Origin of the sequence: Rhodoferax sp., from assembly GCF_037143375.1 — a bacterium.
Classification (GTDB): Bacteria; Pseudomonadota; Gammaproteobacteria; order Burkholderiales; family Burkholderiaceae_C; genus Rhodoferax.
This window is the reverse complement of record NZ_JBAWYV010000005.1, coordinates 39,431-62,587: the sequence shown is the minus strand read 5'-3', so window position 1 is coordinate 62,587 and position 23,157 is coordinate 39,431. Positions and strand designations below refer to the sequence as shown.

The 23,157-nt window shown below is 60.8% G+C and carries 26 protein-coding genes; 18 read left to right on the top strand and 8 right to left on the bottom strand.

Annotated features, from left to right (window positions below; genetic code table 11):
* The first annotated feature begins 11 nt into the window (after positions 1–11).
* Genes WCG50_RS01790 through WCG50_RS01780 form a run of 3 tightly spaced genes read left to right on the top strand, consistent with a single transcriptional unit; the run spans position 12 to position 2,488 of the window.
* Positions 12–962 carry a ParB/RepB/Spo0J family partition protein gene (locus WCG50_RS01790; RefSeq protein WP_336897844.1) on the top strand — a complete coding sequence of 317 codons (951 nt, stop codon included), beginning with the start codon at positions 12–14 and terminating at the stop codon, positions 960–962.
* Between the two features lie 17 nt (positions 963–979).
* Positions 980–1,711 carry a class I SAM-dependent methyltransferase gene (locus tag WCG50_RS01785; RefSeq protein ID WP_336897843.1) on the top strand — a complete coding sequence of 244 codons (732 nt, stop codon included), beginning with the start codon at positions 980–982 and terminating at the stop codon, positions 1,709–1,711.
* 30 nt (positions 1,712–1,741) lie between these two features.
* On the top strand, positions 1,742–2,488 hold the full coding sequence (locus WCG50_RS01780; protein ID WP_336897842.1) for an HD domain-containing phosphohydrolase: 747 nt from the start codon (positions 1,742–1,744) through the stop codon (positions 2,486–2,488).
* Positions 2,489–2,537: 49 nt separating this feature from the next.
* On the opposite strand, the gene WCG50_RS01775 is transcribed toward WCG50_RS01780, so the two are convergent.
* On the bottom strand, positions 2,538–3,953 hold the full coding sequence (locus tag WCG50_RS01775; RefSeq protein ID WP_336897841.1) for an FAD-linked oxidase C-terminal domain-containing protein: 1,416 nt from the start codon (positions 3,951–3,953) through the stop codon (positions 2,538–2,540).
* A gap of 53 nt (positions 3,954–4,006) precedes the next feature.
* On the opposite strand from WCG50_RS01775, the gene WCG50_RS01770 reads away from it, so the two are divergent.
* The 3 genes from WCG50_RS01770 to WCG50_RS01760 are packed head-to-tail and all read left to right on the top strand — an operon-like array spanning position 4,007 to position 6,785.
* Positions 4,007–5,599, top strand: coding sequence for a hybrid sensor histidine kinase/response regulator (locus WCG50_RS01770; protein WP_336897840.1), 1,593 nt, complete (start codon positions 4,007–4,009; stop codon positions 5,597–5,599).
* Positions 5,600–5,616: 17 nt separating this feature from the next.
* On the top strand, positions 5,617–6,195 hold the full coding sequence (locus WCG50_RS01765) for a cob(I)yrinic acid a,c-diamide adenosyltransferase (RefSeq protein WP_336897839.1): 579 nt from the start codon (positions 5,617–5,619) through the stop codon (positions 6,193–6,195).
* Positions 6,196–6,203: 8 nt separating this feature from the next.
* Positions 6,204–6,785 (top strand): thioredoxin fold domain-containing protein, encoded by a 582-nt coding sequence (locus WCG50_RS01760; RefSeq protein WP_336897838.1) that lies wholly within the window; start codon positions 6,204–6,206, stop codon positions 6,783–6,785.
* A gap of 4 nt (positions 6,786–6,789) precedes the next feature.
* Here the strand turns inward: WCG50_RS01760 and WCG50_RS01755 are convergent, their stop codons facing one another.
* Positions 6,790–7,458 (bottom strand): c-type cytochrome, encoded by a 669-nt coding sequence (locus WCG50_RS01755; RefSeq protein WP_336897837.1) that lies wholly within the window; start codon positions 7,456–7,458, stop codon positions 6,790–6,792.
* 99 nt (positions 7,459–7,557) lie between these two features.
* Here WCG50_RS01755 and WCG50_RS01750 point away from each other — a divergent pair, with 99 nt between their 5' ends.
* From WCG50_RS01750 to WCG50_RS01720, 7 genes are all read left to right on the top strand, one after another.
* On the top strand, positions 7,558–8,217 hold the full coding sequence (locus WCG50_RS01750) for a ProQ/FINO family protein (protein ID WP_336897836.1): 660 nt from the start codon (positions 7,558–7,560) through the stop codon (positions 8,215–8,217).
* A gap of 112 nt (positions 8,218–8,329) precedes the next feature.
* Positions 8,330–9,154 (top strand): ABC transporter ATP-binding protein, encoded by an 825-nt coding sequence (locus tag WCG50_RS01745; protein WP_336897835.1) that lies wholly within the window; start codon positions 8,330–8,332, stop codon positions 9,152–9,154.
* Positions 9,147–10,046 carry an ABC transporter permease gene (locus tag WCG50_RS01740; RefSeq protein ID WP_336897834.1) on the top strand — a complete coding sequence of 300 codons (900 nt, stop codon included), beginning with the start codon at positions 9,147–9,149 and terminating at the stop codon, positions 10,044–10,046. The genes WCG50_RS01745 and WCG50_RS01740 overlap by 8 nt, the downstream gene beginning before the upstream one ends.
* A complete protein-coding gene (locus WCG50_RS01735) occupies positions 10,043–10,990 on the top strand; it encodes an ABC transporter permease (protein ID WP_336897833.1) in 948 nt (315 codons plus the stop codon). Before WCG50_RS01740 ends, WCG50_RS01735 begins: the two co-directional genes overlap by 4 nt.
* Before the next feature lie 30 nt (positions 10,991–11,020).
* Positions 11,021–12,034: an ABC transporter substrate-binding protein gene (locus WCG50_RS01730; RefSeq protein ID WP_336897832.1), complete on the top strand. Its 1,014-nt coding sequence runs from the start codon at positions 11,021–11,023 to the stop codon at positions 12,032–12,034.
* An 18-nt stretch (positions 12,035–12,052) separates the two neighbouring features.
* Positions 12,053–12,718 carry a TetR/AcrR family transcriptional regulator gene (locus tag WCG50_RS01725; RefSeq protein WP_336897831.1) on the top strand — a complete coding sequence of 222 codons (666 nt, stop codon included), beginning with the start codon at positions 12,053–12,055 and terminating at the stop codon, positions 12,716–12,718.
* Between the two features lie 55 nt (positions 12,719–12,773).
* Positions 12,774–13,250 (top strand): hypothetical protein, encoded by a 477-nt coding sequence (locus WCG50_RS01720; protein ID WP_336897830.1) that lies wholly within the window; start codon positions 12,774–12,776, stop codon positions 13,248–13,250.
* A 51-nt stretch (positions 13,251–13,301) separates the two neighbouring features.
* On the opposite strand, the gene WCG50_RS01715 is transcribed toward WCG50_RS01720, so the two are convergent.
* Positions 13,302–14,267: an MYG1 family protein gene (locus tag WCG50_RS01715; RefSeq protein WP_336897829.1), complete on the bottom strand. Its 966-nt coding sequence runs from the start codon at positions 14,265–14,267 to the stop codon at positions 13,302–13,304.
* A gap of 95 nt (positions 14,268–14,362) precedes the next feature.
* On the opposite strand from WCG50_RS01715, the gene WCG50_RS01710 reads away from it, so the two are divergent.
* Positions 14,363–15,625, top strand: coding sequence for a lytic murein transglycosylase (locus WCG50_RS01710; protein WP_336897828.1), 1,263 nt, complete (start codon positions 14,363–14,365; stop codon positions 15,623–15,625).
* A gap of 31 nt (positions 15,626–15,656) precedes the next feature.
* On the opposite strand, the gene WCG50_RS01705 is transcribed toward WCG50_RS01710, so the two are convergent.
* Both WCG50_RS01705 and WCG50_RS01700 read right to left on the bottom strand, forming a co-directional pair.
* Complete coding sequence (locus WCG50_RS01705; protein WP_336897827.1) at positions 15,657–15,932, bottom strand: hypothetical protein; 276 nt, start codon at positions 15,930–15,932, stop codon at positions 15,657–15,659.
* 39 nt (positions 15,933–15,971) lie between these two features.
* Complete coding sequence (locus WCG50_RS01700) at positions 15,972–16,217, bottom strand: hypothetical protein (RefSeq protein WP_336897826.1); 246 nt, start codon at positions 16,215–16,217, stop codon at positions 15,972–15,974.
* 70 nt (positions 16,218–16,287) lie between these two features.
* Here WCG50_RS01700 and WCG50_RS01695 point away from each other — a divergent pair, with 70 nt between their 5' ends.
* The 3 genes from WCG50_RS01695 to yjjJ all read left to right on the top strand — a co-directional run bounded on the left by WCG50_RS01695 (position 16,288) and on the right by yjjJ (position 20,947).
* On the top strand, positions 16,288–18,324 hold the full coding sequence (locus WCG50_RS01695; protein ID WP_336897825.1) for a transglycosylase domain-containing protein: 2,037 nt from the start codon (positions 16,288–16,290) through the stop codon (positions 18,322–18,324).
* A 69-nt stretch (positions 18,325–18,393) separates the two neighbouring features.
* Positions 18,394–19,542 carry a cupin domain-containing protein gene (locus WCG50_RS01690; protein WP_336897824.1) on the top strand — a complete coding sequence of 383 codons (1,149 nt, stop codon included), beginning with the start codon at positions 18,394–18,396 and terminating at the stop codon, positions 19,540–19,542.
* An 88-nt stretch (positions 19,543–19,630) separates the two neighbouring features.
* Positions 19,631–20,947 carry a type II toxin-antitoxin system HipA family toxin YjjJ gene (gene yjjJ / locus WCG50_RS01685; RefSeq protein WP_336897823.1) on the top strand — a complete coding sequence of 439 codons (1,317 nt, stop codon included), beginning with the start codon at positions 19,631–19,633 and terminating at the stop codon, positions 20,945–20,947.
* 28 nt (positions 20,948–20,975) lie between these two features.
* Here yjjJ and WCG50_RS01680 read toward each other — a convergent pair whose 3' ends face one another.
* From WCG50_RS01680 to WCG50_RS01670, 3 genes are all read right to left on the bottom strand, one after another.
* Positions 20,976–21,404, bottom strand: coding sequence for a thioesterase family protein (locus tag WCG50_RS01680; RefSeq protein WP_336897822.1), 429 nt, complete (start codon positions 21,402–21,404; stop codon positions 20,976–20,978).
* 28 nt (positions 21,405–21,432) lie between these two features.
* Positions 21,433–21,957, bottom strand: a complete 525-nt coding sequence (locus WCG50_RS01675; protein ID WP_336897853.1) for a peroxiredoxin — start codon at positions 21,955–21,957, stop codon at positions 21,433–21,435.
* Positions 21,958–22,018: 61 nt separating this feature from the next.
* Positions 22,019–22,267, bottom strand: coding sequence for a hypothetical protein (locus tag WCG50_RS01670; protein WP_336897821.1), 249 nt, complete (start codon positions 22,265–22,267; stop codon positions 22,019–22,021).
* Between the two features lie 157 nt (positions 22,268–22,424).
* Here WCG50_RS01670 and alkB point away from each other — a divergent pair, with 157 nt between their 5' ends.
* Positions 22,425–23,069, top strand: coding sequence for a DNA oxidative demethylase AlkB (gene alkB, locus WCG50_RS01665; protein WP_336897820.1), 645 nt, complete (start codon positions 22,425–22,427; stop codon positions 23,067–23,069).
* Positions 23,070–23,157 lie beyond the last annotated feature (88 nt).

The window sequence follows — 23,157 nt, the reverse complement described above, 5'->3', positions numbered from 1 at the left end:
AGGAGTTTTACATGGCTACCAAAAAACCCAAAGGCCTCGGCCGTGGACTCGAAGCGCTGCTCGGCCCCAATGTGAACGAGGCCGCCTCGTTTGACTCGTCGGAGGGCAACCCTACCAGTCCGGGCTTGCCGGCATCGCTGCTGCTCACCGACATGTTGGCCGGCCAGTACCAGCCGCGCACCCGGATGGACGAAGGTGCGCTCTACGAACTGGCCGAATCGATCAAGGCGCAGGGCATCCTGCAACCGATTCTGGTGCGCCAACTCAAAGACGGCGTGAACGAAGGCAAGTTCGAAATCATTGCCGGTGAGCGGCGTTTTCGGGCGGCCAAGTTGGCGGGCCTGGAGCGCGTGCCGGTGCTGGTGCGCGACGTGCCCAACGAGGCCGCCGCCGCCATGGCCCTGATCGAGAACATCCAGCGCGAAGACCTCAATCCGTTAGAAGAAGCGCAGGGCCTGCAACGTCTGGTGAAAGAATTCGGGCTCACCCACGAGCTTGCGGCGCAAGCGGTTGGGCGCTCACGCAGCGCCGCCAGCAACTTGCTGCGCCTGCTCAATCTGGCCGACCCGGTGCAAACCATGCTGATGGCGGGTGACCTCGACATGGGCCACGCCCGGGCCTTGCTGGCCCTGGACCGTGCGACTCAGATCACGGCAGCGAGCCAGATCAGCGCCAAAAAAATGTCGGTGCGCGAAGCCGAGAGCCTGGTGAAGAAGCTCAGCGCCGACTTCTCGCTGGCCTTTGTCAAGCCCCGGCAAACCAAGTCCAGCGACGTCAAACGGGTCGAAGAAGAACTGTCAGACCTGCTCATGGCCGCGGTCGAAGTCCGGGTCAAAAAACGCGTCAAGCGGGCCGGGCGCCTGGAAGAAATGGGCGAACTCAGCATCCAGTTTGGTTCGCTGGAAGAACTTAACGGGCTGGTCGACAAGCTCCGGAGCACGGCTAATCTCGTCACCCGCTGATTCGGATTCTGGCCTCCATGCGATCGGTCGTGGCGCGCTGGCCCTTGCCCGCCTTGCTGGCGTGGGCGTGTGCTTGGGCGGTATTCCTGGGCTTGCAAGGCATCGGGCTGTCGGCCTGGCTGGCCCTGGCCATCGCCTCAAGCCTGGGCGTGGCGTTTAGCGTGTTGGCGCCCACCTGGTGGCGTCGCGCCATGGTGGGGCTGGGATTTCCCCTGTCGCTGGCCCTGTCGGGCGCGGCGGCCTTTCCGGCTTGGGCCTGGCTGCTGCCTTTGCTGCTGTTGTTGCTGATTTACCCCCTGAACGCCTGGCGCGATGCACCCTTGTTTCCGACACCGGCGCACGCCTTGCGCGACCTCGCCACCCACGCGCCACTGCCTGCCGGTGCACAGGTGCTTGACGCGGGTTGCGGCTTGGGCGATGGTCTCAAGGCGCTGCGCGAAGCCTATCCCGCCGCTCGACTTCATGGTCTGGAGTGGAGTTGGCCGCTGCGGGCTCTGTGTGCGCTGCGCTGCCCCTGGGCTCGTGTGCGCCAGGGCGACATCTGGCGTGCCGACTGGCAGGGCTACGACCTGGTCTATCTGTTTCAGCGGCCCGAGAGCATGGCGCGGGCAGTGGACAAAGCCAGGGCGGAGCTCCTGCCAGGCCACTGGCTGGTGAGCCTTGAGTTTGAGGCGACCTCGCTCTCGCCCACCGCGGTGTTGCAGTGCGCCGATGGCCGCCCGGTCTGGTTGTACCGCGCCCCTTTTTAGTATGATGAAACGACTACTGGAGAACCCGCTGTGAATACCCATGACCGCCATCAAAAAACCGATGCAGATCCTGCCCAGTCACCTATGGCGGTGGTCGCGTTTGCCATGGTGTCGCTGGCGGGCATGCGCGGTTCCGATACCGGCAAACATCTGCTGCGGGTGCAGCATTACGTCTTGACACTGGCGCAGCGCCTGCAGGGACATCCCCGTTTTGCTGCGGCTTTAACCGACGACTACATTCGCATTTTGTTTCAGTGGGCACCGCTGCACGACATGGGAACGGTCGGCATTCCGGACCGCATTTTGCTCAAACCCAGCAGCCTGACGCCCGCTGAATTTGGGATGATCAAGACCCACACGACCCTGGCTTATGAGGCCATCGTGAGTGCCGAGGCCACCTTGGGCTTGGCGCGGGACCAGCTTCAGATCGTCAAGGAACTGGCTTACTCGCACCACGAAAAATGGGACGGCAGTGGTTATCCGCAAGGCCTGGTCGGCGAGAAAATTCCCTTGTCGGCGCGACTGATGGCGATTGCCGATGTCTACGATGCGCTTATTTCAGATCGGGTCTACCGTGCCGGCATGCACCACGACCAGGCCGTAGCGATTATTTTCCAGGGGCGCGACAGCCATTTCGACCCCGACATGGTCGATACCTTCGTTGAAATTCAGGACGAATTCCAGGACATTGCCCGGCGGTTTCCTGACACCGATAGCGACATGCAAAAGAAGATCGAGTACATGGCCAACGCCATCGCTGAAAACGCCGAATTTTAGACAAAACAGCCGCTAGCCCCCGAGTTACCTGCGCAGGTAGCTATTTAATTTATAGCGTAAAAATCTTGCCCGGATTCATGATGTTCTTCGGGTCGAGCGCTCGTTTGAGGGCGCGCATCATGTTCACCGCGCCATCGCCCGTCTCGGTCACCAGGAAATCCATTTTGTGCAGGCCAATGCCGTGCTCGCCAGTGCAGGTGCCTTCCATGCTCAGGGCGCGGCTCACCAAGGCGTGGTTGAGCTGTTCCGCCGTCTCGCGTTCTGCCCGGTTGTCGGGGTCGATCAGGTAGCCAAAATGGAAGTTGCCATCTCCCACATGGCCGACCAGAAAGTACGGAATTCCGCTGGCGTCGGCTTCAACGATGGAGTCGAGCAGGCAGTCGGCCAGGCGCGAAATGGGGACACAGGTGTCGGTTGAAATGGAACGGCAACCGGGCCTGGACTGGATGGCGGCAAAGTAGGCGTTGTGCCGGGCGGTCCAAAGCCGGGTGCGTTCTTCTGGCGTGGTGGCCCACTCAAACGAATTGCCGCCAAACTCCGAGGCAATCTCCTGCACGCTTTCAGCTTGTTCCTTGACGCCGGTCGGTGAGCCGTGAAACTCCATCAGCAGCATGGGTTCCTCACGCAGTCCGAGCTTGGCATAGGCGTTGACCATGCGCACGGTGTTGGCGTCAATCAGTTCAACCCGGGCAATCGGGATACCCATCTGGATGATCTGAATGGTGCTGCGCACGGCGGCTTCAATACTGGGGAACGAGCAGATCGCCGCCGAGGTCGCTTCAGGCAACGGGTAGAGCTTGACGGTGACTTCGGTGATGACGCCCAGCGTGCCCTCGCTGCCCACCATCAGGCGTGTCAGGTCGTAACCGGCGGCCGATTTCTTGGCCCGGGTGCCGGTGCGAATGATGTCGCCACTGGCGGTGACGACTTCGAGCGCCAGCACGTTTTCGCGCATGGTGCCATAGCGCACGGCGTTGGTGCCGCTGGCCCGAGTGGCACTCATGCCCCCCAAAGTGGCGTCTGCGCCTGGGTCCACCGGGAAAAACAGGCCGGTGAACTTGACGGCCTCGTTGAGCTGTTTGCGGGTCACGCCCGGTTGCACCGTCACGGTCAGGTCTTCGGCGTTGATCGAAAGCACCTGGTTCATGCGGCTCACGTCGAGGCTGATGCCGCCTTGCACCGCCAGCAGATGGCCTTCGAGGGAGGACCCGACGCCAAAGGGAATCACCGGCACGCTGTAGGCGCTGGCCAGTGAAACGACCTCGGCCACGTCCTGCGTGCTCTCGGCGAATACCACCGCACTGGGCGGTGGCACCGCTGCAAAGGCCGACTCGTCGCGCCCGTGTTGCTCACGCACCACCAGTGCGGTGGAGCAGCGTTCGCCGAAGCGGGACTTGAGGGCATCGATGAGTGCAGTGGGCACTTCACGGTGAAAAATCAGGGGCAGGGCGGTGGGCGCATTCATGGCATATCTCCGGGATAATGTTCGATTATGCTGATTTGCCTCACAACCAAAACATGAAACTTCACAGCCTCACTTATCTGGTGGTCGATGACCTGGAACTGATGCGCGCCGTGACCGTCAACCAGTTACGGGCCATGGGCTGCGAAAAAATTTATACCGCCCGCAATGGCGCCGAAGCGTTGCGCATGTTGCGCGCTAATGCGGTGGACGTCATTCTGTCCGACTGGAACATGCCCGTCATGAGCGGTCTGGAGTTGCTGCGAGCGGTGCGCGCTGACCCCAAGTTGGCGCGCTTGCCCTTTGTGATGATCACGGCCGAAGCCGAGCGTCAGCGCATCGAGGAAGTGATTGCCGCGGGCGTCAGCAGTCTGCTGGTCAAGCCCTACAACGCGGGCAACCTCAAAGACCGCCTGTTAAAACTGATAGCTGATCCGCAGCGCGAGGCCGCGCCTGGCGCCGTGGCCCGTTTGCCGCGCCAGGCCACACCCGCGTCGACGGACGACGGCCTGATGACCGAGATGACGCTGTCGCCAACCCGCATTCTGGTGGTGGATGACTACCCCGTGAGCCTGAAACTGATGGTTCACCTGTTCAAGGACGAGTACCAGGTACTGACCGCCACCGATGGCGCTTCGGCCCTGGCCCAGTGCAGCAAGGAGCCGCTGCCCGACCTCGTGCTGATGGACGTGATGATGCCCGACATGGATGGTTTCGAGGCGGTTCGCCGCCTGCGCGAGCAGCCCATTTCAGCCCAGATCCCGGTTATTTTTGTGACCGGTTTGAATGATGACGAAGCCCGGCTCAAGGGCATGGCGCTGGGCGCGGTGGACTTTGTCTCCAAAGACACCGACCCCAAGGTGATGCGCTCACGGGTGCGCAACTTCATCAAGTTTGTGGACATGCGTCGCCACTTGCAGGCCGACTACGATGCCATGCTGGACGCAGCCCGCCTGCGCGAGGATGTGGAAAACATCACCCGCCATGACCTCAAGGGCTCATTGGCCGGCATCGTCGGCATGGTGCAGGGCATGGCCGAAGATGCCGACATGGCGCCCCAGCACGTGGCCCAACTGCGCCTGCTGGAGCAGACCGCGATGCAGGTTATGAACATGATCAACCTGTCCAGCGAGCTCTACAAAATCGAGACCGGGCATTTCAAGCTCAAGGCGGACGCCGTCGATGTGGGCCATATCCTGCACCGCTTGGTCGAACTCTCGCGCAGTGCTTTTACCGAAAAAAAGCTGACGATCGTGGTCGATACCGATACAAATGTTGGTCTTGAAATGCCCACCGCGTCAGCCGACGCCATGCTGTGTTATTCGCTGTTTCAGAACCTGCTCAAGAATGCCTGTGAGGCGGCACCCGCTGGCAGTCGCGTGCTGGTGACGCTGAAGGACGAGAACCCGCTGCGCGTCCTGATTCAAAACGTGGGGGCCGTTCCGCTGGCCTTGCGCGAACGTTTCTTCGATAAATTTGTCACCAGCGGCAAGCCCGGCGGTAGCGGCATTGGCACCTACTCAGCCCGTTTGCTGGCCACGGCGCAACAGGGTGATGTGACCATGACGACCGATGACACTGACAATAGCACCCTGTTGACCATCACTTTGCCACGCCATGTCTTTGACCTGACGTTGCCTATAACCTAACCAAGCGAGACTAATTCATGGGACAACGACTGACACAAATCGCCACCCGCACGGGCGACAACGGCACCACGGGCTTGGGCGACAACACCCGGGTTTCCAAAAACAGCCTGCGCGTGCACGCCATGGGTGACGTGGACGAACTCAATTCCAACATTGGTGTGCTTCTGTGCGAAGACATGCCGGAGCGCGTGCGCACGCTGCTGGTCGAGATTCAGCACCAACTGTTCAACCTCGGGGGCGAGCTGTCGATCCCCGGTTTTGAGCTGCTCAAGCCAGAAGCCGTGATTGCGCTGGATACGGCGCTGGCCGAGCACAACGAAACTTTGCCGCGTCTGCAGGAATTCATCCTGCCAGCCGGCTCGCGTGCCGCCTCGTTGGCGCATGTGTGCCGGACGGTGGCCCGCCGGGCCGAGCGCATGGTGGTGGCACTGGAAGGCCAGGAGGCCTTGAAAGACACGCCACGCCAATACCTCAACCGTCTGAGTGATTTGATGTTTGTACTGGCCCGTGTGCTGAACCGACACCGCACCGACGGCACCGTGGGTGATGACGTGTACTGGAAGAGCGCAAAGATGGCGCAGGAAGCTGCCGAGTAAAGTGCCTTATGAAAATTAATAAATTCCTCACCTATTCCGTGCTGGCTGGTGCCCTCGCGTTGGGCGCTTGCTCAAAGCCCGAATCTTCGGCACCTACGGCCTCCACCAAGCAGCAGGCCTCTGTTGAGGTGGTTTCATCCCAGGCCAAAGGCTTTACGGTGGGTGCCATGATGAGCACCAACGTGGTTTATGTCTTTTTTGACACCCAGTGTCCGCATTGCGGTCACTTGTGGGAGGCTTCGATGCCCCTGCACAAAAAAGTGAAATTTGTCTGGATTCCTGTTGGCATGATCAACGCCACCAGCGCTGCGCAAGGCGCGGCTATTCTGACGGCTGCCGATCCGGGCGCCTTGATGACAGAGCATGAAGCGTCCTTGCTGGCCGGCAAGGGTGGTATTTCCGCCTCGTCGAGCATCGCCGCCGACATCGAGCAGGCGATCAAGAAAAACACCCAGTTGTTGAATAATTTTGGCGCTGAATCGGTGCCGTTTATCGTGGCTAAAAACCAGAAAACAGGTCAGACCGTGAGCCAGGACGGTGCCTTAAGCACCGCTGCGCTGGCCAACTTTCTGGGGCTGGACCCGCAGTAATCTCTTAGTCCAAGGCCCCGACATAGGCCACCACGGCGTCAATGTCGGCGTCGGTCATCAGCTTGGTGCTGGCCGCCATGAGGGGTTCCACGCGGGGGCCGGTTCCGGTGCGGTAGCGCTTCAGCGTCAGACGCATGTAGTCGGGCTGCTGCCCGGCGATGCGGGCAAATTTTTCATTGCCCCGTCCATCTTCAGCGTGGCAACGCCAGCAAATCTTGTTGAAGTACTCCTTGCCCTTGGCGGCCAGAGCCGCATTGGACGCGGTTTTGTGGGTCACTTTTTGAGCAGAGTAAAACAGCACCGCGCCGATTTTCTCGTCGCTGCTCATCGCCTTGATCATGCCTTCCATGAATTCATAGCGGCGCCGGCCATCGGCGAACTGGCGCAATTGTTCAATCAGGTAGGTGGGGTTTTGGCCAGCCAGGTTGGGAATATCGGGTTTGAGGCTGTTGCCTCCGTCACCGTGGCAGTTGGCGCAGATGGCCGCTACACGCTGACCTGTTTTCATGACGGACTCCATCAATTTGGGGTCCTGTTGAACTTCTTTGAGCCGGGCCGTCAGGTCGACATCAGCGGTACTTCGCGCTCGGACCGACTGAGCGCTGGCGGGCAGTGTCAAGGTCATCGCACAACATCCAGCGACCAGCGCTGCGAGCAATCGGATTGAAGCCACAAATACCCCTATTCAGTTCAGGGTAGTTTAGATGAAGTTCCCGGTCTAGCCGGTTCTCCACTTGGTTGACAATCGAACCTTGACTTACCGCAAAATCTTATGACTCTTACCCTCACTGACCCATCGGTTCCGACCGGTGAACTCGCGCCTGCCAACGTACCGGCAGCCAAGCCAAGCCGTTCGCAAAACGTCCAACCCGTGCTTGAGAAGTTGTTTGAACTTTATCCGCACCTGTTTGGCGCCAACTTTATGCCGCTCAAACTCGGCATTTTTCAGGAACTGCTGGCGGCGCACCCGGAGATTTTCGAGCGCGATACCCTCAAGGCCGCGCTGGGCTTGCACACACGTTCGGGTCGCTACCTGCACAGCGTGGCAGCCGGTAACCCCCGCTATGACCTGCAGGGTGCTGTGGTTGAGCCGGTGTCACCCGAGCATATTTACCTCGCCATGCTGGAGTTGTTCCGGCGCCGTCAAGGGCGCACGCAAGAAGACCTGCGTCCCCGGTTTCGCCTGCAACTGATGGCCGCTTTCGAGGCCAGTGGCCTGACGCGCCAAGACTACCTGACCCGGGTTCAGTCCAACGCGGCCGGTGCCAATGTGTTGCTCGAAGAAGCCTTTGCCGAGCGCGATGTGAAGTTGGCCAAGCAGGAAGCCTTGCAACGGGCTTTCGAGAGCAGTGGCAAGACGCTGGCAGAATTTGCCGAGATGTACGGCCTGGATCCGCGCGATGTGGGTCAGGCGGTCGAGCGTAAACCCTAACGACATTGGTGGCACGGAAATAGCATGCATCGATAGAATAAGTTGACCAACTGGTTAGCTTTCTGGTCGTCGTGCTGCTTTGTGGTGCGGCCCAACCTACTTTATTGATTCCATGACTATTTCTGAAGTGCCGACATCGCCCCTCGCAGCCTCGCTGGCCAGCGCGCGGTTGGCTGTCAAGGTGCGCAACGCCAGTGTGATCTACCAGACGGCCGATACGCCAGTGCATGCGCTGGAGCGCATTGACCTGGACATCAACGAGGGCGAATTTGTGGCACTGATTGGCCCCTCAGGCTGTGGCAAGACCACCTTGATGCGTGTCATTGCCGACTTGGAGAAAATCAGCGGCGGCGAGGTGCTGGTGAACGGTGTCACACCGCACGAAGCCCGGTTGGCCCGCGCTTACGGCTATGTTTTTCAGGCGCCAGCGCTGTTTCCGTGGCGCACCGTGCTGGCTAACGTTACCTTGCCCTTGCAGATTCAGGGCCGCTCCAAAGCCGATAGCAAAGACATTGCGCTGGAGCATCTGGCGCGGGTGGGTCTGACCGGCTTTGAAGGCAAATACCCCTGGCAACTCTCTGGCGGCATGCAGCAGCGCGTGTCGATTGCCCGGGCTTTGTCGTTTGAGCCCAAGATTTTGATGATGGACGAGCCCTTTGGTGCGCTCGACGAGATCACGCGCGACCGCCTCAACGAGCAGTTGCAGCAGTTGTGGCAGCGCGAGCGCCGCACCGTGGTGTTTGTGACGCACTCGATTGCCGAGGCGGTCTACCTGGCCACCCGCATCGTGGTGATGTCGCCGCGACCGGGTCGCATTGTCAAAGTGATTGAATCGCCGCTGCCGGATGAGCGGCACCTGGGGCTGCGTGACTCCCCGGAATTTATCGCCGTGGCACACGCTGTGCGCGAAGCCCTGGCCGATGGGCACCATGACTGACACGGCTTTCAAACGCGGCGTGGCGGAGTTCCGACGGCAAGGCGTGCCGGTGGCGGCCATGTTGCTGCTGGTTTTGTTGGCTTGGTACGGCGGCACTTGGGCGCTCAACGCGCCGGGCGCCATCGAGCGCGTGTTGCCCCCCGATGGGGCGTGGACCTGGCAAGACCTGTTGGCCGCCACCATGGACATGCAGCGCCCGGTGCTGCCCGCTCCGCACCAGGTGGCGCTTGATTTTTGGTCCAGCTTGGTCGATTGGCCGCTGGACTCACCTCGCAACCTGATGTACCACGTCGCAGTCACTGCAGAATCGACCTTGTGGGGCTTCGTGATGGGCACCATCTTGGGGCTGGTGCTGTCGGTCTGCATCGTGCATTCGCGCACGCTGGACCGGGCCTTGTTGCCCTGGATCGTGGCCTCGCAAACCGTGCCGGTGTTGGCGATTGCCCCGATCGTGCTGGTAATTTTGGGTAGTCTGGGCTTTTCGGGTGTGGCGCCCAAAGCGGTGATTGCCATGTATTTGTGTTTTTTCCCGGTCACGGTGGCGATGGTGCAGGGCCTGCGCTCGCCGCAGGTGATCGAGACCGAAATGATGCACACCTACGCCGCCTCGCGCTGGCAGGCTTTGTGGCTGCTGCGCTTGCCGTCCGCCCTGCCGTTTTTGTTCCCCGCTTTGCGCGTAGGCATTGCCGCCGGTCTGGTGGGCGCCATGGTGGCCGAGTTGCCCACCGGCGCGGTGGCGGGTCTGGGTGCCCGACTACTGACCGGCTCTTACTACGGCAACACGATTCAAATCTGGTCGGCGTTGGTGATGTCGGCCTTGCTGGGGTTAGCGCTGACTAGCGTGGTAGCCCTTGTAGAACGGGCGATGCTGCGGCATCGGCACCAACCATGAAGCCCTCGACGCGCATGACGACTGGGCTGGTGCTGGGCGCTTTGGTGGCGGGCACGCTGCTGATGCAGACCGCTGCTGCGACCGGCGAAGCACCGCCCACCGCGTGGTTCTGGCTCGCAGCGATCATGCTGGCCGGGCTGGCCGTGCAGTCGATCCGGCGCATGGCGGCGCTGGATGGTGCCCGACTTTATGGCCTGCTGACTGCGGCCCTGTTCGGCGTCTGGGTGGTCTATTTCTGGCAACTGCTGGTGGTGGCGTTCGAGGTGCCGCGTGTTTTGTTGCCGCCGCCGTCGCTGATTGCGCAATCGATTGGCACCCACTGGCCTACGCTGTGGGGCGACTTTGTGCAAACGGTATTGAAGGCGGTGCTGATCGGCTGGACGCTGGGCTCGGGGCTGGGCTTTGCCGTGGCGGTCGCCATTGATCGCCTGCCGTTCTTGCAGCGTGGTTTGTTGCCGCTGGCCTCGCTGACCAGCACCATTCCGCTGGTGGCGGTGGCGCCGATTGCCGTGATGTGGTTTGGCTTTGACTGGCAATCCAAAGCCGCCGTGGTGGTGCTGATGACGTTTTTCCCGATGCTGACCTCCACGCTGGCGGGGCTCAAGGCGTCGGGCAAACTGGAGCGCGAGTTGATGTACAGCTACGCTGCCAGTTACAGCCGCACCTTGCTGGCGCTGCGTCTGCCAGCGGCGCTGCCCTTCATGTTTGGCGCGCTCAAGGTCAACGCCACGCTGGCCCTGATTGGTGCCATCGTGGCTGAGTTTTTTGGCTCACCCACCGCTGGGTTGGGCTTTCGTATTTCGACCGAAGCTTCGCGTATGCACATGCCGCTGGTGTGGGCTGCCATCGTGGTGGCGGCGGTCACCGGCTCGGTGGCGTATGCCGTGCTGGTTCAAATTGAACGGCGTGCCGCTTTTTGGCATCCGTCAGTGCGTGGACGTTAAATTTTTCTCAACCCCTCAGGAGCTTTTCCCATGATTCGTTCTTCCAAGATTTCCAACAGCCTGCTGGCTGCGGTGCTGGCGGTGTGCGGCGTGACGGCAGGTGTGAATGCCAACGCGGCGGACAAAGTGACGGTGCAACTCAAGTGGCTGCCGCAAGCGCAATTTGCCGGCTACTACGTGGCGCAAAGTAAGGGCTATTACAAGGCCGAGGGGCTGGACGTGACGATCAAACCGGGTGGCCCCGACATCTCGCCGGTGCAGGTGATTGCCGGCAATGGTGCCGACGTGGTGGTGAACTGGATGCCGGATGCGCTCGCCGCACGTGAAGCCGGTGTGCCGCTGGTCAACATCGCGCAGGTGTTCAACCAGTCGGGCCTGATGCTGACCTGCAAAAAAGCCAGTGGTGTGAACAGCCCGAAAGACTTCAAGGGCAAAACCCTGGGCGTCTGGTATGGCGGCAACGAGTACCCGTTCCTGAACTGGATGGCCAAGCTGGGCTACAAAGACACCGATATCAAGATTCTCAAGCAAGGCTTCAATGTCGACCCGCTGCTGCAAAACCAGGCCGCCTGTATCTCGACCATGATTTACAACGAGTACTGGCAAGTGGTGGATGCCGGCATCAAGGAGAGCGATCTGGTCACCTTCTTCTATGAAAAAGAAGGCGTGGCGTCACTCGAAGACGGCTTGTACGTGCTGGAGTCCAAGCTGAAGGACCCGGCCTTTGTGGCGCGAATGGGCAAGTTCCTCAAGGCCACGTTCAAGGGCTGGAACGACGCGGTGAAAGACCCCGCCGGTGCCGCCAAGATCGTGGTGGCCGCCGACATGTCGGGCAGCGCCACCGAGAAGGTGCAAAAGCGCCAAATGGAAAATGTGGCCAAGCTCATCACCACCGCCGGTACCGCCAAGATCGGCTACCTGGAGCCCACCGCTTATGAGCGCACAGTCAAGGTCTTGCTCGCAGCGGGCAGTTCACCGGTGATCAAAAAAGACCCGGGCAAAGCCGCCTATTCACACGCCGTGTGGAACGCCGCGCAAAAGTAAGGTGCGGCATTTAACCTGATGCAGGCCCGCTCCAGCCCATCGACCGACGTCAGTGATGACGCCAGCAAAGGCCAGATTCGCCAAGCCAACGAGGCGGTGATTCTGGCCGCGGCCGAGCGCGTGTTTGCCGGGGCCGGGTTTGCCGGCGCCACCATGGCCGCCATCGCGGAGGCCTCGGGTTTGCCCAAGGCCAATCTGCATTACTACTTTGGCAGCAAGCAGGCGCTCTACCGGACGCTGCTGGCGCGCACCCTTGAAGACTGGTTGTTGCCAGCCCAAGGTATCACCCTGGAAGCTGACCCGCGGGCCGCTATCGAGCACTACATCCGCGCCAAAATGGCCTTGTCGGCCGAGCGCCCGCATGCCTCCAAGGTGTTTGCCAACGAGTTGCTGCACGGCGCCCCGGTGGTCAAGAACTTGCTGGCCACCGAGTTGAGTGACATGGTGCAGGCCAAGGCGGCGGTCATGAACGGCTGGATAGCGGCCGGGCGCATGGCGGCGGTCGACCCGGTGCACCTGTTTTTCACGATCTGGGCCGCGACCCAGACCTATGCCGACTTTGATGTGCAGGTTTGCGCTGTGTTGGGCCTGCCCGAATTGACGCCTCAAGACCACGCCCACGCCACCGAGCATGTGGTGTCGCTGATCTTGCGCGGGTGTGGGCTCAGCCAGCATTGCGCTTGAGCTTGGTGTTAACTCTATGCTTAAAAGCGATAAGTTGAGCCAAAATCACACCACGATGCCTAACAATAAATCCGCTTTTGCGCAGGTCAGCGATGCTTTTCCCATGTTCGGCGCCAATATCAAGCGCCTGTGGGGCACCAAAGACTTTACGACCTACATAAAAGCACTTTTGCAAGATGCGCGGGACGGCTCCAAAACGGGTTTTCCTGAAGGCGTCTTGAGTGCCCTGATCAGACTTTCAGACCTGCATGACCGAAAATTTCCTGAGTTGCAACCGTGCATTGACAACAACGAGAACTTCAAAGTCGTCAATGAAGCCTTCCCCAGAATCGGGTCAAAGATCAGCGCCTGTTGGGGCACCGCTGAGTTCAATCCTTATATCAGCAGCCTGCTGCACGACAGTCGGGGTGGCAACCGCAAAGGTTTTCCGTTCGAGACACTGATGGCGCTTCACGCGCTGTCCGAGCAGCACAACAAAGAATACGCCCAACTCTATCCCCTCATTGATGTGTGGACCCAGTCGGACACCTGAACGGCGGACTCATGACCAACTTGCGCAAGTGCTGGTAAGCGAGCCAGTCGATTACTGAAGCGCCACCCCCGCCAGGCGAATGGCGCCTTCCAGGCTTTTAGCACCACCAATGAACAAGTTCATGTGGCAGAAAACACTGTCTGACACACCCGTCACCTCGCTCAGTTCCTGATCCCGCAGTCCGGCCCAGCTCTTTGGCAGGTCCAATCTGGCCAAGAATGATCCGGGCTCCACGGGAACCGTTTTAATCTGGTACTGGTCTCCCTCCGAATCGGGATAGATGACAAACAAAACCTCGGGCATTTCGTCCACCACCACGCGCGTCCAGGGCATGCCGCCTTCTTGAAGGTGGAGCACTTTGCCGCCCAGCAACCTCGGGGCTTTGCGAACGATGTCCATGGCGCGAAGTTGAGACACTTTTTTGATGATGGCGCGGTCGAGAAATTTCCTTGTTATGGCAATCGCCTCACAGAAACGACTCTCCTGAAGTTGGGCTTTTGCTGTTGAATCAAGCCCTTGCTCTTCCATCCAGTTGGTGTTGAGTTGCGCGATCAACGCGGAAAGTCCAAAAATACCGGGTGCAATATCGCCCTTGCCGGTGTCCACAATGTCCAGGTACTGCACCAAAGACGTGTCGATGGAGCGGGTGATCTCTGCCAGGGCTTGCGCATCAAGTTGAACCCCAAGGGTATCGGCCAAGGCCTTGACGTAGTCGCCGCCAAACGCAGACCAGACCAACCCTGCGCTGGCATACCCCACGCCAGCGGTTTCCACGCCATCCACCAGACGTGCGGGGCGTGCGCCCGTGAAGCTGCGCTGGTGGTGGTCAAAGCGTCCGGTGGGCGCGTCCCAGAGGCCGCCAACATCCACGGCAAAGTCAGCAGTTTCAATCTTCTCGTTGTGGCGGGAGCGGATCAATGTGTGTGATGGAAAGACGCCCATCAGGACGCCAACGCCAAAGACGTCGTCGGCGTGGAAGCTGCCACTGTGTGTGGCAATAGTTTTGTGATCATTCATCAGTCGATTTTAGGAGGTGGGCATGCCGTACCGGAAAGATGACGAATGGCATCCTGTTCAAGACCGGGTTCTGCAGAACAACGAAAATCGATGGCATGAAAACACCTTCCTATTTCTCAGGGTCAGCGCGCTACGGGCTGGTTCTCGCTTTACTGGCGATCTTCGGGCTTGTGGGCTGTGCCACCGCGCCATCCATAGTGGGGGTCAAACCGATACAAGTCGGCTCCGAAGCGGTCGAACACCACCAAAAGTTTGCCCACTGGGTGGCTGAGTTCAGCACCAGCGCCCGCGCAGCCGGAATGGACGAGGACACGCTCCACATGGCTTTCGACAACGTTCGCTTCGTCCCGCGTGTTATTGAGTTGGATCGGTCACAACCCGAGTTCACCCGAACAGTTGCGGACTACCTTGACAACGCGCTGTCGACGCAGCGCATGACCCGTGGCCAGGCCAAGCTGCGGGAACTGCGCCCCGTCCTTGAGCCCATCGCCGTGCGTTACGGCGTCCCGGCAGAGATCCTTGTCGCGATTTGGGGCATGGAGAGCAATTACGGCAGTTTTGTGGGCGACATTCCAACCATCGACGCCTTGGCGACGCTCGGTTTCGAGGGCCGCCGCGAGGCGTGGGCGCGTGGCCAGTTGCTCGCCGCTTTGAAGATTCTGCAGCATCACGACATTGACCGCGACCAGATGATCGGATCATGGGCTGGCGCGATGGGCCAAACGCAATTTTTGCCATCGAACTATCTGGCCTATGCGGTGGATGCCGACGGTGATGGCAGGCGCGACATCTGGGGCAGCGTCTCTGATGTGATGGCCTCAACCGCCAACTTTCTGGCCAGCTCTGGCTGGCAGGCTAATCAGCCGTGGGGGCAAGAAGTGCGCTTGCCGCCGGGTTTCGACTACGCGCGTGCCGAAGATGCGGTGCGACAACCGACGACCCAATGGACCGCCGAGGGTGTGCAATCGATGGACGGCAGGCCGTTGCCAGTGTTGGCCGACAGCTCAATCCTGCTTCCGGCCAGTGCACGCGGACCGGCTTTTCTGGTGGGCCCCAACTTCCGCGCGATTCTGCGCTATAACAACTCAAGCAGCTATGCCCTCGCCGTGAGTCTGCTGGCGCAACAGTTGAGCGGCGGCCCTGCGGTGCAGGCACCCTGGCCGCGCGATTTGCAGCTACTTTCGCGCAGTCAGTTATTGGCATTGCAGAGTGCGTTGAACGTCCGAGGGTTCGACACCGGAACGCCCGACGGCATGATGGGTCCGGCCACACAGCGCGGCGTTCGCCAATACCAACGCAGCCTGGGTCTGCCGGCCGACGGCTATCCGACCCTGGAACTTTTGCAGCGACTGCAGTGACCGGGAAGCTTCCGGCCAAGCTGACTAGCCTTCAGTAATCTTTGCGGGTAACAATTTTGTCGCTTCTGCGAGGCGTTCCGGCGCGACCGGCCTTGGACCATTCGTAGTCCTCGCCATCCGGTGTTTTTCCGTTCACGACGGCATCCACACCAGGTTTCCCAACCTGGTTGGGGTCCTCTGCGACCATGGTCACAAATGAATAGCCCGCGTTGCGTTTTTCTTTGACCAGCTCAAGCGCCTTCGTGAGCAGCGCCTCGTTTTGAGAGCAGGCTTCGTGATTCGCGGCGGTCCAGTAAACTTTGAACATGGTTCATCATAAAGCTACTTCAGGCGCGCGGGCCGCAGGCTAGGTGATCTTGAAAACGGTCCGAACCGTCTTCGACCCGGCCCGCTCTTCATACACCGCCCATTGCTTGATGCCTTTGACAAGGACGAAGGTGCTGATGTCTTTCACGGACGTTTTGGTTTTCAGTTTCACAGTGAGCCAGTCCTGAACATGCGCAAAGACAGTGCCTTGCTTGCCGGTGGGGACCAGCAATTCTTTGTCGCCTACTTTGCCCAGAGATGTGACGGTGATTTCGGTGGCAGGCATAAGTTTTTCTCGGTGGTGGTGGAGGCGTCTCTGTGATTATCACGTTTGAGCGCGGGCTTTAAACTCCAGCATGAACCCTGCTTTTACCCGTGCCGCTACTTTTGCCACTGTGAAGTTTCAATGGCTCAAAGCGGCCACCCGGCAGCACCCTTGGCGTGCGGCCTTGGTCGTGCCAGCGCTGATGCTGCTTTATGTGCTGGCGCTGATCCCGTTCACCCCCGGTATTGGCGACTTGCGCAAGGCCAAATCGGCCACGCCGTCGGTGCTGCTGGCCTTGGATGGCACGGTGCTGGCCGAATACAGCCGTATCAACCGGCAATGGGTCAGCCTGGACAAGATGGCGCCCCATGTAGTGAACGCCTTGATCGCCACCGAAGACCACCGCTTTTACCAGCACCACGGCATTGATTTGCGGCGCACGGCAGGGGCGGCACTCAGCACCTTGTCGGGCGAGTTGCAGGGTGGTTCGACCATCACACAGCAACTGGCGCGCAATCTTTACCCGGAAGAAATTGGCCGCGCCGCCAGCCTCACGCGCAAGGTCAAGGAAGCGATCACAGCGCTCAAAATCGAGGCGGTGTATTCCAAGCGCGAGATTCTTGAAACCTACCTCAACACCGTGCCTTTTCTCTACAACGCCTTCGGCATTGAGATGGCCGCGCGCACCTACTTTGACAAGTCGGCCGACACGTTGGATGTGCTGGAAAGCGCCACGCTGATCGGCATGCTCAAGGGCACCAGCTACTACAACCCGGTGCAAAACCCCGAGCGCGCGGTGCAGCGGCGCAATCTGGTGTTGGCCCAGTTGGTCAAAAATGGCCAACTCGACCCAGCCCGGCTGGCGGTGCTGAGCAAGCGGCCGCTCAAGCTCGAATTTGAGCGGCAAGTCGTGTCGCTGGGCCCGGCGCCGCACGTGGCCCAACACCTGCGTAGCTGGCTCATTGACTGGGCCGACCGCAAAGGATTTGATATTCAAGCCGATGGCTTGCGAGTGCGCACCACGCTCGATGCCAAGCTGCAGAAGGTGGCCAACCAGGCGGTTGCGCGGCAACTGGCACAACTGCAGCAACTGGCCGATGGTCGGCGCAAGACCGATCCCGAGCGCCCGGTGTTGCAGGCTGGTTTTCTGGCGATTGACCCGCGCAATGGCGAGGTCCGTGCGTGGGTGGGCAGCCGCGACTTTGCCCAGGAGCAGTTTGACCATGTGAGCCAGGCCCGGCGCCAGCCCGGCTCCACCTTCAAGCCCTTTGTGTACGGTGCGGCGTTCATGCAGGGATTCACCCCAACGGACACCATCGTCGACCAGCCGGTGGCGATCACGATGCCCGGCGGCGAGGTCTGGTCGCCCAGCGATGCCACGCCCCCCAGCTACGAGCCCACCACCCTTCGTAACGGACTGGCGTACTCCAAAAACACCATCACGGCCCAGCTTATGGAGAAGGTCGGGCCGACCCGCGTCGGGCAGCTGGCGCAGGCGCTGGGGGTGCGGCAAAGCAAGCTGGACCTGGTGCCCTCGCTCGCCTTGGGCACCAGCCCCGTCACCTTGCTGGAAATGGTGGCCGCCTACGGCACCATTGCCAACGGCGGCAACTACCTGCCGCCGGTGCTGGTGCTGCGCGTGGAAGACCGCCATGGCAAGGTGCTGGAAAAATTCGAGTCGGTCAAAGACACCGTGCCTGCGATGCCACGGGCGCACGCGCTGACCCTGGTCAACGTCATGCGGGGCGTGATTGACGAGGGCACCGGTGCGGCCATTCGCTACCGCTATGGCCTTCAGGCCGATCTGGCCGGCAAAACCGGCACCACGCAAGACAACACCGACGGCTGGTTCATCATGATGAACCCGCAGCTGGTGGCCGGTGCCCGGGTGGGTTACAACGACAACCGGGTGACGATGGGCTCGTGGGGCCAAGGCGCACGCAGCGCGTTGCCGATGGTGGGCGAGGTGTTTCAGCAGGCCTTTCGCAACCGCTGGCTGGACCCGAAAGTAGAGTTCGCTATTCCGCGCCCCCGTCCGCCACCCCCGCCCGAGCCGGAGCCGGAGCCGTTATCAGACATCCTGAACGATGCGCTGGGCAAGCTCATGCGCCAGCTGCAAGGCAACTGAAGCGCCCCCGCGCGCCGGTTTCGATCTGGCCGTGGGTGCGATACTTTGTCCTTTTCATCTGGCGTCACCATGCTCACACTCCATCTGGCCGACTTCACCCTTGAACACTTCATGGAACACTACTGGCAACAAAAGCCAGTCGTCATCCGACAAGGGTTTCAACATTTTGAGGACCTGATCAGCCCCAACGACCTGGCCGGGCTGGCCTGTGAGGAAGAAGTCGAGTCGCGCCTGGTCTACAAAAAAGACGGCGAGTGGCAGGCTGAAAACGGCCCGTTCGAGACCTACAAACGCTTTGGCAAAGAGGGCTGGACGCTGGTGGTGCAAGCCGTCAACCACTGGTCGCCCGAGGTGGCCGAGCTGGTCAAGCCGTTTGCCTTCATCCCCAAATGGCGGCTGGACGATGTGATGATCAGCTACGCCACACCCGGTGGTGGTGTCGGGCCGCACATTGATTTGTACGACGTGTTTATTTGCCAGGGCTCGGGCAAGCGCCACTGGCGCGTCGGCGATAAAGGCGAGCACCGCCAGTTTGCCGCCCATGCCGCGCTGCTGCACGTGGACCCGTTCCAGCCCATCATCGACACCGAACTGCTGCCCGGCGATATTTTGTACATCCCGCCAGGTTTCCCCCACGAGGGCGTGGCGCTGGAAGAGTCGATGAGTTTCTCGGTCGGTTTCCGGGCCAAATCCAACTCCGACCTGCTCAGCGGCCTGGCCGATTACGTGATCGACAAAGAGCTGGGCAAGACCCTCATCAGCGACCCCAAGCGCCCGATTCACCAGCATCAGGGCCACATCAACCCCAGCGATTTCGCCATGATCCGCGCTCACCTGCAAGCCGTGCTGGACAACGACACGCTGATGGCCGACTTTGCCGGCAGCTATTTTTCCAAGACCAAATGCGGGCTGGATTTGCAAGCGCTGGACGACGATGCTTTGAGCGCTGAAGAGGTGACTGAGCAACTGCTGGACCAGCCCCTGATCCGCACCGGCGGCCTGCGTTGTTTCTATCTGGACGAGACCGTGGCGCAAGGCGTGTGCTACATCGACGGCGAGCGCTTTGAATTCGGTGCGGCGTCAAAAGCGGCCGTCATCGCGCTGTGCGACCACGACGAGTTGAGCCACGACGAACTGGCGACCGGGATGGAGAACCCCGCCTTTGCCAGCCAGTTGACCGAGTGGGTGAATGTCGGGTTCTGGTACTTTCGGGATTAAGCCAGCTAAAAGTATCTATTCAAAGTACCCGCCGATGCCTTGAATTTATTATGATTAGCTTGTAAATTATCTATTCATAAAACAATTCATGGCCACCCCCTCCGACCTCACCGCCAACATCCTGCAAGCCCTGCGCCGTCTGGGTGGGGTGCAGACCAGCGCCGCGTTGCAAGAGCTGTTGGGCGCCAGCCAGCCCACGGTGTCGCGGGCGTTGGCGCCGCTGATCCAGTCCGGGCAGGTGCAAAAAGTGGGCGCCGCGCGCTCGCAGCGTTACGTGTTGCCGCGCACGGTGGCTGGTGTGGGTCGCGAGGTGCCGGTGATGCGGGTCGATGCGCTGGGCCAGCCTTCGCCTTTTGCCCGCATGGTGCCGCTGGCCGGTGGCGCGGTCTGGGTTGACGAGGCGGATGGCGTTAGCGCCCAGCACGGCGGCCTGCCCTGGTTTTTGGACGACATGCGCCCGCAGGGTTTCATGGGCCGCACCTTTGCTCACGCCCACCCTGAGCTGCAGCTGGGCAACGACCCGCGCCACTGGAATGACGACGATGTGTTGCGTGCGCTGGCCCTGTTTGGCGATGACTTGCCGGGCAACCTGATCGTGGGTGAGGCGGCGTTTCAGCGTTTTCACACCCTGCCCGAGCGCGCTTCCCGTGTTGATTCAGCGGCCGACTATCCGCGTCTGGCCGAGCAGGCGATGCAAGGCACGCTGGGTGGCTCATCTGCGGGCGGCGAGCAGCCCAAGTTTTGCACCAACACGGTGGGGCGCCACGTCATCGTCAAGTTCTCGCCAGCCGGTGACGCGCCGGTGGACCAGCGCACGCGCGACTTGCTGATTTGCGAGCATCTGGCGCTGCAAACACTACTCCGTGCGGGCCTGCCAGCTGCCAAAACGCAGGTGTTCAGTGGTGAAGGGCGCGTGTTTTTGGAGTCCGAGCGCTTTGACCGTACCGCGCAGGGCGGGCGCATCGGCATGGTGTCGCTGCTGGTGTTTGACGCGGAATATGTGGGCGAGATGGACAACTGGGCCGCCACCGCCAATCGCCTGCTGGCGCGCGGCCTGCTGACCACTGACGACGCCCGCACCCTGCGCCTGCTGGAGGCTTACGGTGTTTTGATTGCCAACACCGACCGCCACTACGGCAACATTTCTCTGCTTCTGCGCAACGACGACTGGGCGCTGTCACCCACCTACGACATGCTGCCCATGCTCTACGCGCCGGTTGGCGGCGAGCTGGTGGCGCGCGATTTTGCAGCCCGCCCGCTGCAACCCACCGCCGCCACGCTGCCCGAATGGGCGCAGGCGCGGGCGCTGGCCGCCGTGTTTTGGCAGACCATCGCGGGCGATGCGCGGGTATCCGAGGACTTTCGCGCCATTGCTGCCGAGAATTTAAGCCAAATCAGCCTCTAGCCCCCGTTTTAATTGCGTGAGCAGCTATTTATTTAATAGCAAACTGGGCGCGAAAAGCCTCCGGCACCGGCGCAGTTTTACGCGTGGCGTAGTCAAAAAAGACGATGCCGGTTTTGCCGCGTGCCACTTCGCGCTGGCTCAACTGCTCGGTCATGCACCACAGCAGGTCGCAGCCTTTGCTGCCAAAGTCAGCCGCGCCCATGCGCACCACCATCACCTCGCCGTGGAACGCCTCCGAACGGTATTGCAGCGCCGCGTCTGACACGATGATGCCGACGCCCTCCACGTCCAGCTCGGTATAGCCCAGCGACTTGAAAAAACGCACCCGCGCCTCAGACACCACGGTCAGCAGGAGCGCGTTGTCCAAGTGCCCACCGTAGTTCATGTGGCTGCCGTACAGCGTGATCTCGGTGGCGAAAGGGAGTTGCTCGGGGAGTTCGATTTGAATGCGGGCCATGATGCGGGGGTGAGTTGGGGTTGGGGGACTAGCGGGCTGAAGCGCGCCACACTTCGACGGCCTTGAGCGTGTTCTCTACGTGCTGGTCAGGGTTCAGGCTGGAGAACACATAAAGCACTTTGCCCTCGGGGCTGATCACATACGAGATACGGTCCGCCATGTCGGGCTTGATCCACAAGGCCGCGTCGTACTGCTTCATGATTTTCGCGCCGCTGTCGGCCGCCACAGCAAACTTGTCGCGGCACGCCTCGACAGAAAACTTTTTCAGGGTGTCGATGTTGTCGTTGGAGATACCGACCACCGTGGCGCCCAGGGCGTTGAATTTGGGCGTGGCCTCGGCAAAGTTGTGTGCCTCAATCGTGCAGCCGCTGGTGAACGCCTTGGGATAAAAGTACAAAACCACCGGCCCTTTTTTCAGGGTCTCCGCCAAAGAGAACTTGAACGCGACCCCGGCCCGCGCCGCGTCGGTGCTGAAGTCTGGTGCGGGCGCCCCAACCGCCAGCGCCGCCAGCGTGGCGCTGCTGACACTTGCCAGCAGCAAGCTGGCACCCATCGACAAACACAGAGTTTTCAGATTCATGGGGACACTCCCAAAGTGGATGGCAAGAAAAATATCAGCCCACCACCGACCAGCCGGCGTGCAGGTTGACCTTGTTGTTTTCGTAGTCCCACACCGTGCCGCAGCGGTCGCAGCAGTAGCGGGTGACGGTGACCTGGCCGTGGGGGCGCGGCTCTTTGCGGTTAACGCCTTGCACCAGTTCGGCGTGGCCAGGGGCGCGGCGCCAGTTTTGCTGGACGCCAGCGCACGATTCGCAAAGCGCTCTCTTGGGGGATTCGGCGGGTGGATTCTGGTCTTGGGTCATATTACGGCTCTTCAGGTAAGTGATGGGTGGCCGCAAGGTAAAGCCTTGGGCGCGAAGGGTCGATTGTCGCTGCTCAGTCCGGCTAGCTTGGGATCCGTCGTTTGCCTCATATCGATTGAGCGAACGTTCATGCCAAAAAAATAGTAAATTGACCCCTATGGACCTCTTTGACGACCTGCCACCCGAGACCGCGCTGACACAGATGGCCCCTGGCGCGGTGTTGCTGCACGGCTTTGCTCGCGAGGGGGATGCGGCCCTGCTTCAAGCCATCGAGACCGTCCTCCATCTAGCGCCCTTGCGCCACTGGCAAACCCCCGGCGGCTACACCATGTCGGTAGCAATGAGCAACTGTGGCCCGCTAGGTTGGGTGTCCAGCCCCAGCGGATACCGCTACGCCGCGTTGGACCCGCTCACCAACCAGCCCTGGCCCGCCATGCCAGGCTGTCTGCTGGAATTGGCCCAGCGCGCCGAGTCGCAGGCCGGTTACCCTCACTTTGCGCCCGACGCCTGCCTGATCAACCAATATGTGCCCGGCGCGAAACTCTCGCTGCACCAGGACAAGGACGAACTCGACCTGCGCGCCCCCATCGTCTCGCTCTCGCTGGGTTTGCCTGCGGTGTTTCTGTTCGGCACCCCCAGCCGCAAAGACCGCCCCCAACGCTGGCGGCTGGTGCATGGCGACGTGGTGGTCTGGGGCGGCCCAGCGCGGCTGGCCTTCCACGGCGTGACGGCATTGGTCGATGGTGAACATACGCTGCTAGGGCGGCGCAGGTTGAACTTGACGTTTCGGTGTGTGCGGTAACTGCTTTTAAGTCAAATCAGGCTCTAGCGCCCGTGTTACATGCGTTAGTAGCTATTGAATAATGAGCGAATGAAGGCCATCAGCTTCA